The organism is Variovorax sp. 770b2 (assembly GCF_900115685.1).
Taxonomy (GTDB): Bacteria; Pseudomonadota; Gammaproteobacteria; order Burkholderiales; family Burkholderiaceae_C; genus Variovorax.
In genome coordinates this window covers 49,351-62,109 of record NZ_FOXJ01000013.1, presented here as the reverse complement: position 1 = coordinate 62,109, position 12,759 = coordinate 49,351, and the positions used below count along the sequence as shown (strand labels likewise).

The following is a 12,759-nucleotide window of genomic DNA, read 5'->3' as shown; positions in this document are numbered from 1 at the left end:
GTGTTGGCGCGGAAGGCGCCGTTGTGGTCGGCGATGACGAGGGTGTGGCTGCCGAGGTTGCCGTCCTTGCCGGTCGCGTGTTCGAACCAGTAGCACAGGCCCTCTTCGGCCAGGAGGCGTGCGACGAAGTCGAAGTCGCTCTCGTGGTACTGCGTGGTGATGCCGCGCACCGGATAGATGTCGCGCTGCGCGATCTCCCAGCGCCACTGCACAGCCAGTTTGCCTTGGCTCTGATACCGCGCGAACACGGCATCGACGATGTCGAACACGCTCTGGTGCTGGAAGAGGCAGCTGTCCTGGCGATGCCGAAGGAACGCGAGCCACGGTTCGATGACGATGCGGTAGCGCGCCATGCCGCCGTTGCTCGATACGCACTCGGCTTCGGTCACGTGGCCGTGGAAGGGGCGGAGGTCAGTGCGGCTTTGCGCGGTCTGCAGATCCAGGCGCACACCCTGGCCCATGAGGGTCTTGAGTTCGATGTGTGCGTCGTCGCTGAGCGCCGTGAGCTCGAAGCGAAAGCCCCCGTCGTCCAGGGACTCGATGCCGTCCAGCCTTTCGGCCAGCAGCTTGTTGTCGCCCAGCGGCGTGTGCAGCACCAGCAGCCGATCCTGCTGCGTGGTGCCCGCACGCATTTGCGCGCCGAGCGAAGCCGAATTGAAGTCCGTCATGTCTCTGGTTCTCCCTTTGACCCGAACCGCCGCAGCGCCTAGGTGATCCTGTAGCGGAACTCGCCGCTCTTGGCGCAGCTGGCCTTGATCTTCGCGAGCGGCGTCTCGTCGGCCATGCGCGTGAGCACCGCTTCCGCGATCTCGGGCAGCAGCGTGCCGTTCAGGATGTGATCGACGTTGCGCGCGCCCGAGTCGACCTCGGTGCAGCGCGCGAGCACGGCCTCCACCAGCGCGTCGTCCCACTCGAACACCGCCTTGTGATTGGTCGCGATGCGGTCGCGGATGCGGCCCAGCTTCAGCGCAATGATCTGCTCGAGCACCGCATCGGTGATCGGATAGAACGGCGCCACTTTCATGCGGCCGAGAAAGGCCGGCTTGAAGGCCTTCATGAGCACGGGGCGCAGCGCATCGGCCAGGGCGTCGGGCGCGGGGCGCTCGTCGTCGGCCTTGTTCAGGCACGCCTGCATGATCTGCGACGAACCGATGTTCGAGGTGAGGATGATCAGCGTGTTGCGAAAGTCGATCTCGCGCCCTTCGGCGTCGTCCATCATGCCCTTGTCGAACACCTGGAAGAACATCTCCAGCACGTCGGGGTGCGCCTTCTCGACCTCGTCCAGCAGCACCACGCTGTAGGGCTGGCGGCGCACGGCTTCGGTCAGCACGCCGCCTTCGCCGTAACCCACGTAGCCGGGCGGCGAGCCCTTCAGGCCCGAGACGCTGTGCGCCTCCTGGTACTCGCTCATGTTGATGGTGATGAGCTTCTTCTCGCCGCCATAAAGAATGTCGGCCAGCGCCAGCGCGGTCTCGGTCTTGCCGACGCCCGAGGGACCGACGAACATGAACACGCCGCGCGGCTTGTTGGGGTCTTCCAGGCGCGCGCTGGCGGTGCGCACGCGCTGGGCCACGGCGGCGAGCGCGTGGTCCTGGCCGATCACGCGCTCGGCCAGAAGCGTATCGAGGGCGCGCACGGTCTTGATCTCGTCCTTGACCATGCGGCCCAGCGGCACGCCGGTCCACGCCGAGACGATCTCGGCGACGACGTGGCCATCGACCTGCAGCGGCACCATCGGCGTGGTGCCTTGCAGTGCGCGCAGTTCGGCGAGCAGGGCGTCGAGCTGGTCGCGCTCGGGGTCGGCGGCGGCGGCGGTTTTCTTGCGGCCGGCGGTGCGGGCCGGTGTGGCCTTTTCCGTGGATGCTGCGGGTGCGGGTGCGGGTGCGGGTGCGGGTACGGGTGCGGGCGTGGATTCGGCCTCGGCCTGCGCGGCCGGTGCATCGCGTTGTGCACGCAGTGCGCGGATGCGTTCGACCAGCACGTTCTCTTCGGCAAGGCGTTGCTGGCTCGCGGCCAATTCGGCCTGCAGCGTGGCCTTCAGCTCCGCCAGTTCGGCCTGGCGCGCTTCATGGCGTCCGCCGGCCGCGGTGTCGCGCACCAGCGCGGCGCTTTCGGCCTCGATGCGTTCGAGGCCGCGGTGGGCTTCCTCGATGAGGGCCGGCGTCGCGCTCTGGCCGAGCGCCACTTTCGCGCACGCGGTGTCGAGCACGCTCACGGCCTTGTCGGGCAGCTGGCGTCCGCTGATGTATCGGTGCGACAGGCGCACGGCCTCGGTGATGGCTTCGTCGAGCACGCGGATGTTGAAGTGCTTCTCCATCAGCGGCACCATGCCGCGCAGCATGGCGGCGGCCAGCGTCTCGCTGGGCTCCTCGACCTTCACGACCTGGAAGCGCCGCGCGAGCGCCGCGTCCTTCTCGAAGTATTTCTTGTACTCGCCCCAGGTGGTGGCGGCGATGGTGCGCAGCTCGCCGCGCGCGAGCGCGGGCTTCAGCAGGTTGGCCGCATCGCTCTGCCCGGCCTGGCCGCCCGCGCCGATCATGGTGTGGGCCTCGTCGATGAAGAGCACGATCGGATGCGGGCTCTTCTTCACTTCGGCGATGACGTTCTTCAGGCGGTTCTCGAACTCGCCCTTCACGCTCGCGCCGGCCTGCAGGAGGCCCATGTCCAGCGTGTGCAGCGCCACGGCGCGCAGCGACTCGGGCACGTCCTGCGCGGCGATGCGCAGCGCGAGACCCTCGACCACCGCCGTCTTGCCAACGCCGGCCTCGCCGGTGAGGATGGGGTTGTTCTGGCGCCGGCGCATCAGGATGTCGATGACCTGGCGGATCTCGGTGTCGCGGCCGATCACGGGGTCCAGCGCACCGTCGCGCGCGCGCTGCGTGAGGTTGGTGGTGAACTGGTCGAGCGCGGGCGTCTTGCCGGGTACGCCTGCGGCCAATGCATCCGCGGGCGGTTGCTGCGCGTCGCCATCGGCGGCTGCACCGCCCGATGCGCCGGCCTCCACCGCTTCGCTCGAACCGTCGGTGAGCTTGTCGAAGTCGTGCTTCAGGTCTTCGAGGCGAATCTTCGCGAAGAGCGGCGAGCCGCGCTGCGCGAGTTGCGCGAGGTCGGGCTCGGTCAGCAGCGCGAGCAGCAGGTGGCCCGAGCGGATCTGCGCCACGTGCGCATCGAGCGAGGCCAGCAGCCACGCCTGCTGGAACAGCTGCTGCAGGTGCTGCGAGAACACGGGCGTGCGCGTATTGCCGTTCTTGAAGGTCTGGATCTCGCGCTCCAGGTCCGACTGGATCGCGGTCGCGCTGATGCGGTTGGCGCGCAGCACGCGCGCCAGGTCGTTGTCGGTCTGCTCCAGCAGCGCCAGGAACAGGTGCTCCAGGTCCACTTCGTAGTGGCCGTTGGCCAGGCACAGGTTGGCCGCGCGCTGCGTGGCCATGCGTGCGCTGCCGTTGAGCTTGGTGATCAGTGTTTTCAGCGATGTGCTCATGAACGGTGGTTGTCTTCTGTCGGTCTTGTTCGTTGAAAGATCACTGCCGCTGCTGCAGCGGCTGGAGTTCGTACTGGGTGTCGCTGCGGTCGCTCTCGGCCTGGCCGGTGGCGATGAAGCTGTCCCAGCCGAGGTGGCTGCCGCCGCCGTCGCTCAGCTGCACGGCGGCCACTTCCTCGCGCGCCAGGATCAGACGCACCTCGTACTCGCAGGTCACACCCGCGAGCAGCGCCAGCATTTTTTCGAGCGCCTTCGCATGCGCGCGGCCCGGAAAGAACTCGCGCAGCGCGCTGCGCTTGAGCGGGCCGATCCACAGGCGTATGCGCAGGTCGCGCTGCCAGATGCGTTCGCCCGCCATCGCGTTCTGCCCGAGGCTCACGTTGCCTTCGCCCAGGCGCGAGCGCTGCTGCACGGGCATGTCGTACCACTTGCCCAGGAACTGCTCGATGCGGATGTTGCTGCGAAAGTAATCGGACAGCACGCGCTGCAGGTAGGCGGCCGACATCGGCCGGTGGCGCACCGCGGCGGCATAGCCGGCCACGGTTTCGTCGAACACCGTGCCCGTGCCGTCGGTCAGCGGATCGCGCTGGGCCGTGTGCTCCAGCCCCGCCATCGACAGCAGCACCGGCAGGTAGGCGCGGCTGCGCTCGTGCTCGTAGTGCAGCGGCAGGCGGTACTTGCGCCAGGCCGCATAGAAGAGCGCGGTGGCGCGGTTGGTGAAGACATCCAGGAACGCGCGCGCCGAGCTGTCGCGCAGGTGCTGCTCCCGGCGCATCAGCATCTCGGTGTAGACGATGGGCAAGGCGCCCGACACGCCCAGCATCCCGAAGGAGGCAGGCGTGAGTTCGATGCGGCCCAAGCCATGGCCCTCGTGGCCGTCTTCGCTCACCGTGGGCTCGCACAGTTCGGCGCTCGACACCAGCTGGCCCACCGCATCGCGCACCGCCAGCGCCTCGATTTCGCTGGGCGGGAAGGTGAGGCTCATCGAGCTGCGAAAGCGCAGCCAGCGCGGCACCATGCGCTCGCCGGGCACCAGGCGCTGGTGCACGTCGCGCTCCTGCCTTCGCAGCAGCACGAGCTCGAGCAGCCGCACCGCCTGGAAGAACTCGAAGCGGTACGGTTCGCGCAGCAGCCGGTCGGCTACAGCAGGATCGATTCGCCGCTGCGGGGTTTGCATCGCACCAGCTCCTCCTTGTCGCGCGCCGAAACGATCACCAGCTGGGTGAAGCTGTTCAGGTGCACATAGAGACCGAAGAAATGATCCATCACGCGCGCGAAGGCCTGCAGGCTGCTGCCGACGAAGCCCGCTTCGTCGACCGTGAGCTTCAGCTCGATGCCGCGCACGAAGGTGGCAAAGGGCTTGCCCGGCAGCCACTGCGTGGTGGCCTGCTGGTCGATGCCGGTGATGGCCTCGATCTGTCGCGCCGACACGGCCGAGCGGCCGAGGTCGTACAGGCGCAGCATCTCCTTGAGCGCCGGCAGTCCGCTGGTGGCCAGCGACAGATGGTTGAGCGACAGGTGCGACACCAGCCGCCACTGCACGCCCTTGCCGCGCGGCATGCGCAGCGTCTGCGTCGGGCGGCGCAGCATGCGGATCGAGCGCGCCACCGAGTTGCCCTCGATGAACAGGTCGCCACCCGGCAGGCCGAAGGCCAGCGAATGCGGCAGGTCGCGGTTGGTGCAGGTGAGATCGATGCTCAGCGTCTCGGTCTGCGGCAGCGAGGGCTGGAAGTCGATGTCCACGATCGACAGCTCGGTCTCGTAGCCCGGGCTGCGCTGCGCCACCAGCTCGTTGCGCCGCGCGAACCAGTAGTGCTCGGCTTCCTTCGGATGCTCGCCGTGATGCAGCGAATAGAAAGGCCTGAACTCGATGTAGGCGTCGCCCTCGGCGGTCTGCTTCACGAGCTTGACCGAGTCGATGCTGTAGACCTCGAAGCCGAAGGCCCGGCGCGCATCGGCCACCACCGGGTAGGCGGCAGCGGCATGCGTGACGCGGATCGGATCGCTGCGCTGCTTGAAGAGGTTGATGACGGGCGTGCAGCCCAGCCGCAGGTTCCGGCTGGAGACGCCTTCGAGCAGCCGCGCCGCGGGCGAATCGGCGCGCACGCCGGCCATCACCAGGTGCAGCGTGATCGAGCGGCACGAGCCGACGTGGCGCAGCGCATTCGCCAGGTCGATGTCCACGAAGTTGAACTTCTCGGGGAACGCGAAGTACTCGCTCAGGAGGCGGTACGCGGGGTGCGAGCGCGGCGGCAGTTCGATGAGCGCATCGGCCTCGCCGAAGCCCACGGGGTGCAGCGTCTCGCCCTGCACCTGCGTCCACTTGCCGCTGCGCTCGGGCTCCACGAAGACGGCGGCCGTCTTCAGGAAAATGGCATCGGCCAGCGCGGTGGCGAGCGAAGGCTCGGCGTCGATGAAGGTGCGAAGGCGCGCCATGGTGAGCGCGAGCGTGCCGAGCGACTTCTGCTCGCCGGTGGCTTCCAGCGTGACCGACAGGCACCCCGTCGCATTGCGCGGCAGCGAGGCATGCGCGGGTGCGTTGACCACCGAATGGAAGACCACGTTGGACACCTGCACGGCGGCCAGCGTCACGTCGTAGACGCTGCGAAAGCGGCACGCGCCGCCGCGCACCGGCTGCGAGGTGAGCTCGGTGCCGCGCGAAATGGTGACGGGCTTGCTCAGCTTGGCGAGCGCCGCGCCGCCGGCGTCGAACTGCGCGATCGAGCAAGAGGGAAAGGGCCGCAGGTAGTGCGGGTACAGCACTTCGAGCAGCGCTTCGGTGAGCTCGGGGTAGTCGTCGTCCAGCTTCTTGCTGATGCGCGCGGTGAGCAGCGCGAACGACTGGATCATCCGCTCGACGTGCGGGTCTTCGCTGCTGTCGGCGGAGATGGCCAGGCGCGCCGCGATCTTGGGATAGCCCTTGGCGAACTCCTGCGAGTAGCTGCGCAGGAAGGCGAGCTCGCGTTCGTAGAAGGGCAGCAGTTCGTCCATGGTGTCCTAGGCGGCCCGGCTCTTGCCGGTGCCGCGCGTGATGGAGTACTGCAGCGTCGTGGGCTGCAGCATGGCGTCGAAGTTCACCGGCTCGGCGAGTTCGGGCAGCACGAGCAAGGCGGTGATTCCGAAATAGAGCATGTTGGTGCTGGTCTGGCCATCGACCTCGAGCGACACCACGACATCGCGCAGCCGCGACTCGTGGCGGGCAATGGCCTGCTCCAGCGAGCGGCAGATGAACGAGCGGTCGTAGTGGCTCGCCAGGCTCAGGCCCGAGAAATCGCTCAGGCCGTAGGTCACGACGGAGCGCCGGCACTCGGGAAAGGTGGCGAGCTTCGCGTCGTCGAAGACCATGCGCGTGTTGAGCAGGGATTCGAGATCGCGGGCGACCATGTTCTTGACCTCTTCGAGCGACAGGTGCCGAAGCACCGGCGAAGCCGGCCCGCGCCAGTCGTCATCGAACAGCTTGTCGAGCAAGCCCGGTTCGAATCCATTCATGGGTCTGCCGCCTCGTGCTTTGGATATCGGGCAAGGGCGCCGCGCGTGGGCGCGGCGCCAAAAAGAAACCGCGGCCTCGCGCCGCGGTCGACATTGCCCGAAGGGCGTCAGACCGAGTAGGTCTTGTCGTTCTTGGTGAGGCTCCAGGCGCCTTGCGAGTTGCCGCCCTGGTTGCCGCCGATCTTTTGCTGCGTGTACTTCCACTGCACGGCTGCGTACTTCAGCGAGAAGGTCTCGCTCGGCACGCTGGCCACATCGGTGCTCATGACCTTGGGGTTTACGCTGGCGATCAGCACGTACTTGAGCTTGATCTCCATGTACTGCACGCGCTTGCCTTCGCCGTCGGCGCGGTAGAACTGCACCGTCACCTCGTCGAAGGTGGTGCCGCCCGACGCGTGCTGATACAGCAGCGGGCTCACCACGTCCATGTCCTTGGTGAAGATCATTTCGCCGTGCTCGCAGCGCTCGGCGGTGTGGCCACCGGCGGTCGATGCGGTGGCCGAACGCGGCTGCACGATGCTGTGCTGCCAGGAGCTCACTTCGACCCAGTCCTTGTGGTCCTTGTCCTGCGACTCGCCGTTGATGGCTGGGCTCCCGAATTTGACGTAGATATCTTTCATGTTTCTTCCCCTTCTCGTTGATTGAATCGACAGTTAACGTGTTGATGCACGGCCCCTCGGCCGCGCTCTTGATCCGCCTTCTTCTTACTTATTCACTGACTTCGGCAGATCGGCGACCAAGCGCAGTGAAATCGACAGCTCATCCAGTTGAAAGTGCGGGCGCAGGAAGGCGACCGCACGGTAGACACCAGGCCGGCCGGGCACTTCGCCCACCTGGATGGACGCTTCGCGCAGCGGGAATTGCGCCTTCTGTTCCTGCGTCGCGTTGTCGTCGAGCAGCACGTACTGCGCGATCCAGCGGTTGAGGAACTGTTCGACGTTGTGCGCCGAGGCAAAGCTGCCGATCTTGTCGCGCATCATGGCCTTCAGGTAGTGCGCGATGCGGGACACGGAGAAGATGTACTGCAGCTGCGCCGAGAGCACCGCGTTGGCGTTGGCGCTGTCGGTGTTGTACTTCTTGGGCTTTTGCAGCGACTGCGCGCCGAAGAAGGCCGCGTAGTCGGAGTTCTTGCAGTGCACGAGCGGAATGAAGCCCAGGTCGCTCAGTTCCTTCTCGCGCCGGTCGGTGATGGCGATCTCGGTCGGGCACTTCAGGGCGATCTCGCCCTCGTCGGTCTTGAAGGTGTGCGTGGGCAGGTCTTCGACCAGGCCGCCGCCTTCCACGCCGCGGATGGCCGCGCACCAGCCGAAGTCGTCGAACGCGGCCGTCAGGCGCGTGGCGAACGCCCAGGCGGCGTTGCACCAGAGGTACTTGGAGTGATCGGTGCCGTCCACGTCTTCCACGAAGTTGAAGCTGTCCACCACCGTGCCTTCGCGCGGGTGGTAGGGCAGGCGCCCGAGGAAGCGCGGCAGCGTGAGGCCCACGTAGCGCGAGTCTTCGGAGTCGCGGAACGACTTCCACTTGGCGTATTCGACGGTGTCGAACACCTTGGCCATGTCGCGCGGCTTGCCCAGGTCGTCGAAGCTCTCCAGGCCCAAGAGCTCGGGCGAGGCGGCACCGATGAAGGGCGCGTGCGCGGCAGCGGCCACGTGCGCCATCTGGTCCAGGAAGTACATGTCCTCGGGCTGGCGGGTGACGGCGAAGTCGCCGACCAGCGCGCCGAACGGCGCACCGCCGAAGGTGCCGAATTCTTCTTCGTAGACCTTCTTGAACATCGCGCTCTGGTCGAACTCGACGGCGGCCTTGAAGTCGCGGATCAGGTCGCGCTTGGTGGCGTTGATGACCTTGATCTTGAGCATCGTGCCGGTGGGCGTTTCCTTCACGAGGTATTCCAGGCCTCGCCACGTGCTCTCCAGCTTCTGGAACTCGGGCGCGTGCATCACGGCGCTCAGTTGCGCGGAGATGAGGGCGTCCAGGTCGGCCACGCGGGCATCGATCATGGCCGAGACGTTGTCCGAGACGATCACCGAGCCTTCGAGCACCTGGCTGACCAGCTCGCCGATCAAGTCCTTGGCGCGCGTGTGCTCGGCGTCGGACTTGGCGACCTTGCTCTTCTCGACGATCTGGTCGAGCAGGTCGACCGAAGCCTCGGGCGAAACTTGGGAGGAAGAGGCGCCACCCGATGACGATAGTGCTTGGGCAGTCATGTTCAGCTTTCGTCCTTCTTGCCGGCGCCCTGCCCCAGGCTCTGGAGCTGCTCGGTGTTGTTCAGCACGTCGGCCAGCAGGTCTTCCAGCTTGCTGTTGCCGGCCATCTTGTTGCGCAGGTCCGCCAGCTTGGTGCGCGCGTCGAGCAGGCGCTTGAGCGGCTCGATCTGCTCGACCACGGCCTCGGGCGAGAAGGCCTCCATCGAGTTGAACGTCAGGTCCACGGCGAAGGTGCCGCCGCGCTGGTCCAGCTTGTTCTCCACCTGGTAGGCCGCGCGCGGGGCCAGGCCCTTCATCACGTCGTCCAGGTTGTCGCGGTCGACATTGACGAACTTGCGATCCTTCAGCTTGGGCTGCTCCACCTCGGACTGGCCGGCCAGGTCGGCAACCACGCCGACGACGAACGGCAATTCCTTTTTCTCGATGGCGTCACCGAGTTCGACGTCATAGGTGAGCTGCACGCGCGGCGGGCGCACTTTCTGGAGGCGCTTTTGCACGCTCTGTCTTTTGGTCGCCATGGCTTCGATACCTTCCGAATAAGACTGAGAGACGAATTACTACTTTGTGCGTCCTATTGAAAGAGCGCACGCATTTAAATTACTACTTTGGTTTAATCAACCAATTCAAAGCGTCAAAAAGAATTACTTGAGCGCGTCGAATGGATTGGCGCTTCCACCTGCGCGCGGAGCCGGTGCAGGACGGGCTGCGGGTGCAGGCGCCGGTGCCGGACGCACGGCGGCGACCGGGGTCGGCTGAGAGGCGCTCGAGGTCGAAGGCGACGGTGCGGGCGACGGATTGGAAGCCACGGGACGACGCGCCGGCGTCCTGGCGTCGGCGCCGGGCACCAGCACCGAGAGGCCCAGGGTTTCGCGCAGCAGCGCGGCCAGGCGGTAGGCGTCGGCGTTGGCATCGCCGCTCAGGGTGCTGTCCTTGCCCAGGTCCTCGATGGAACGGGCTGCCAGGCGCAGGCCCCCTACGGCGGTGATGCTCTTGGCCTGGCGGCTGGCGGGGTCGCGGCGCAGCGTTTCCTCGGCGGCCGAGATGGCCAGGCTGTAGCGGCCTTCGTTGAAGTAGATCTGCGCGATGCGCGACCACGGCTCGCCGCGCGTCGGGTTGTCGGTGGCGATCTTCTGGTACTGGCGGATGGCGGCGGACTTGTCGCCGGTGGCAGCAGCGGCGGCGGCATCGGCTTCCGCCAGGCTCTTGTTGAAGGCTTCGGTGGACTGCGCGACTGCGGCGTCCGGTGTGGTGGTGCAGCCCGACAGAAAGGTGGTGGCCGCGATGGCACCAGCAATCATCGTGCAAGTCATGTACTTTCGAATCAACACAATCCCTCCGCTTGGATCTGACTTTTTTTGGCAGGTCGCAATCATTCATTAAGTTGCGACCAATGACAATACACGATACTACATATTCGCTTACGTTGAATAACGGAAGTCACGTAATGCAAACTGCTTAATCGCGAAATTTTGCAGCTAAATATTTAAGTCTAATGACAACTATTTGAATTTAGTTACATCCGCCATCCAATGAAAATACTAATCACAATTAGCGCCCTGCTGATGACGCTGTTGCTTGGCGGATGCAGTTCTCCAGCCCTCGCGATCGCCAACATCGCCCTGGAGGCGAGCGGCCTGAAGAAGCCCGAGTTGCCCGAATCGCAGAAGCCGCCGCGCAAGGTGTCGATGTCGATCGCGGCGGGCAAGAACTTGAACGCCGACAGCCGCAACCGCCCGCTCGCCGTGGTGGTGCGCATCTACAAGCTGAAGGAAACGACGGGCTTCTACCAGTCGTCGTTCGATGCCTTCGTCACCCCCGGACGCGACAAGACGCAGCTGGGCGACGACCTCGTCGAGAGCCGCGAGATCACGCTGATTCCCGACCAGCAATACACCTGGACCGAGACGGTGCCGCGCACCGCCAACGCGGTCGGCGTGGTGGTGCTGTTCCACTCGCCCGACGCGCAGCGCTGGCGCTTCGCCTTCAACGCCGTGGACGCGGAGAAGACCGGCATCGTGATGGGCGCGCACGCCTGTGCCCTCACGGTGACGCAGGGCGCGGTGGTCGGCCAGCAGAATGCGCAGGGCGGCGCCGCGACCGGCAGCGCGCTCAACCTCCTGGGCCCGGTGACCTGCCGGCCCTCGCCGGCGTGATGCACCCGATGCGCTTGTCCGCGAGCAAACTACGATGCGATACTGCCGAAAAATCAAGGGGAGCTGATCCGACGTGAGCTATGCAGCCAAGGTCCTCTGGGGAGAGGGCTTGTTTCTACGCCCCCAGCATTTCCAGCGCCAGGACGCGTACCACGAGGCGCGCCTGCGTGCCACGGCGCAGACGCTGCATCCGTACTTCTGGGGCGTGCGCTCCATCAGCTTCGACCTGGATGCGCTCGCCAGCGGCATGCTCCGCGCCTCGCAGCTGTCGCTGGTTTTCCCCGACGGCGAGCCCTACTCGGCGCCGCAGGCCGACGCGCTGCCCCCGCCCATCTCGCTGGACACGCTCAACCCGGGCCAGAACGAGATCACCTTCTACCTGGTGCTGCACCCGGTCAAGGAACTGGGCAAGAACTACACCGACCCCAACGAAGAAGGTTTTGCCGCGCGCTATACGAGCGATGCAACGCAGTCGCTCGATCTCTTTACCAACGCGGTGAGCGCCGAGGTGGTGTTCCTGCGCAAGAGCGTCAAGCTCCTGGCCGACACCGAGCCGCGCGAGCAGTTCGTGTCGATCCCGGTGATCCGCATCCGCCGCACCGCCGCGGGCGGCTTCGAGATCGACCGCAGCTTCGTGCCGCCGTGCACTTCCATCGATGCCTCGGCCACCATCTTCCAGCAGTTGCGGCGCCTCCTGGATGTGCTGCAGGCCAAGGTCAACTCGCTCTACGGCATCCACCGCGAGCCGAGCAAGAACATCATCGAGTTCCGTTCGGGCGACATCGCCTCGTTCTGGCTGCTGCACACGGCCAACTCGGCGTTTGCCTCGCTCTCGCACCTGTTCCATCACCCGTCGCTGCACCCGGAGCGGCTGTTCCAGGAACTGCTGAGCCTGGCCGGCGCGCTGATGACCTTCGCCAAGACCTATTCGCTCAACGACCTGCCGGTGTACGACCACGAGAAGCCGGGGCCCGCCTTCGCCGAGCTCGACCGCATCGTGCGCGACCTGCTGGACACGGTGATCTCGACGCGCTACTTCGCGATCGCGCTCACCGAGACGCGCAACGCCTTCTACCTGGGGCGCCTGGACTCCGGAAAGATCGACGAGAAGACGGTGTTCTACATGTCGGTCACCGCCAGCATGCCGGCGGCCGAACTGGCCGAGGCGGTGCCGCAGCGCTTCAAGATCGGCGCGCCCGAAGACGTCGACAAGCTGGTGCTCTCGGCCATGCCGGGCGTGCGCATCGTCTACGCGCCGCAGGTGCCGCCGGCCATTCCGATCCGCGCGGGCGCCTGCTATTTCTCCATCGACAGCAAGAGCCAGCTGTACGACCGCATGCTGCAGGCGCAGAGCGTCACCATCTACGCGCCGGCCGGCATCCCCGACATGCAGCTCGAACTGATTGCCGTGACCGGCTGATCGCCCGAT

The 12,759-nt window shown here is 66.1% G+C and carries 11 protein-coding genes; 2 read left to right on the top strand and 9 right to left on the bottom strand.

From position 1 onward, the window contains the following. The 9 genes from BM133_RS34025 to BM133_RS33985 form a co-directional block, all read right to left on the bottom strand. Positions 1 to 668 (bottom strand): type VI secretion system Vgr family protein (locus BM133_RS34025; protein ID WP_143100308.1); only part of this gene is annotated, 668 nt, incomplete at its 3' end. Between the two features lie 38 nt (positions 669 to 706). Then, positions 707 to 3,481, bottom strand: a complete 2,775-nt coding sequence (gene tssH / locus BM133_RS34020) for a type VI secretion system ATPase TssH (protein WP_093443908.1) — start codon at positions 3,479 to 3,481, stop codon at positions 707 to 709. Between the two features lie 40 nt (positions 3,482 to 3,521). Next, the gene (gene tssG, locus BM133_RS34015) at positions 3,522 to 4,658 is read right to left on the bottom strand and encodes a type VI secretion system baseplate subunit TssG (protein WP_093443906.1); all 1,137 of its coding nucleotides are present in this window, start codon (positions 4,656 to 4,658) and stop codon (positions 3,522 to 3,524) included. Beyond that, positions 4,622 to 6,472: a type VI secretion system baseplate subunit TssF gene (gene tssF / locus BM133_RS34010; protein ID WP_093443904.1), complete on the bottom strand. Its 1,851-nt coding sequence runs from the start codon at positions 6,470 to 6,472 to the stop codon at positions 4,622 to 4,624. The genes tssG and tssF overlap by 37 nt, the downstream gene beginning before the upstream one ends. 6 nt (positions 6,473 to 6,478) lie before the next feature. Further along, entirely contained in the window at positions 6,479 to 6,970 is a 492-nt protein-coding gene (gene tssE / locus BM133_RS34005; RefSeq protein ID WP_093443902.1) for a type VI secretion system baseplate subunit TssE, read from the bottom strand. 107 nt (positions 6,971 to 7,077) lie between these two features. Continuing rightward, entirely contained in the window at positions 7,078 to 7,590 is a 513-nt protein-coding gene (locus BM133_RS34000) for an Hcp family type VI secretion system effector (protein ID WP_042578745.1), read from the bottom strand. A gap of 84 nt (positions 7,591 to 7,674) precedes the next feature. Further along, entirely contained in the window at positions 7,675 to 9,177 is a 1,503-nt protein-coding gene (gene tssC / locus BM133_RS33995; protein ID WP_093443900.1) for a type VI secretion system contractile sheath large subunit, read from the bottom strand. 2 nt (positions 9,178 to 9,179) lie between these two features. Beyond that, positions 9,180 to 9,695 carry a type VI secretion system contractile sheath small subunit gene (gene tssB / locus BM133_RS33990; RefSeq protein WP_093443898.1) on the bottom strand — a complete coding sequence of 172 codons (516 nt, stop codon included), beginning with the start codon at positions 9,693 to 9,695 and terminating at the stop codon, positions 9,180 to 9,182. A 123-nt stretch (positions 9,696 to 9,818) separates the two neighbouring features. Next, a complete protein-coding gene (locus BM133_RS33985; RefSeq protein ID WP_256219447.1) occupies positions 9,819 to 10,475 on the bottom strand; it encodes an outer membrane protein assembly factor BamD in 657 nt (218 codons plus the stop codon). Positions 10,476 to 10,706: 231 nt separating this feature from the next. On the opposite strand from BM133_RS33985, the gene tssJ reads away from it, so the two are divergent. Together tssJ and tssK are read left to right on the top strand one after the other, a co-directional pair. Beyond that, positions 10,707 to 11,330, top strand: a complete 624-nt coding sequence (tssJ, locus tag BM133_RS33980; protein WP_093443896.1) for a type VI secretion system lipoprotein TssJ — start codon at positions 10,707 to 10,709, stop codon at positions 11,328 to 11,330. Positions 11,331 to 11,403: 73 nt separating this feature from the next. Beyond that, positions 11,404 to 12,750, top strand: a complete 1,347-nt coding sequence (gene tssK, locus BM133_RS33975; RefSeq protein WP_013543893.1) for a type VI secretion system baseplate subunit TssK — start codon at positions 11,404 to 11,406, stop codon at positions 12,748 to 12,750. Positions 12,751 to 12,759: the final 9 nt, after the last annotated feature.

Bases quoted from the DNA above. Each gene is read 5' to 3' on its own strand.
- tssH (WP_093443908.1), bottom strand. From the start codon at position 3,481: ATGAGCACATCGCTGAAAACACTGATCACCAAGCTCAACGGCAGCGCA.
- tssG (WP_093443906.1), bottom strand. From the start codon at position 4,658: ATGCAAACCCCGCAGCGGCGAATCGATCCTGCTGTAGCCGACCGGCTG.
- tssF (WP_093443904.1), bottom strand. From the start codon at position 6,472: ATGGACGAACTGCTGCCCTTCTACGAACGCGAGCTCGCCTTCCTGCGC.
- tssE (WP_093443902.1), bottom strand. From the start codon at position 6,970: ATGAATGGATTCGAACCGGGCTTGCTCGACAAGCTGTTCGATGACGAC.
- BM133_RS34000 (WP_042578745.1), bottom strand. From the start codon at position 7,590: ATGAAAGATATCTACGTCAAATTCGGGAGCCCAGCCATCAACGGCGAG.
- tssC (WP_093443900.1), bottom strand. From the start codon at position 9,177: ATGACTGCCCAAGCACTATCGTCATCGGGTGGCGCCTCTTCCTCCCAA.
- tssB (WP_093443898.1), bottom strand. From the start codon at position 9,695: ATGGCGACCAAAAGACAGAGCGTGCAAAAGCGCCTCCAGAAAGTGCGC.
- BM133_RS33985 (WP_256219447.1), bottom strand. From the start codon at position 10,475: ATGATTGCTGGTGCCATCGCGGCCACCACCTTTCTGTCGGGCTGCACC.
- tssJ (WP_093443896.1), top strand. From the start codon at position 10,707: ATGAAAATACTAATCACAATTAGCGCCCTGCTGATGACGCTGTTGCTT.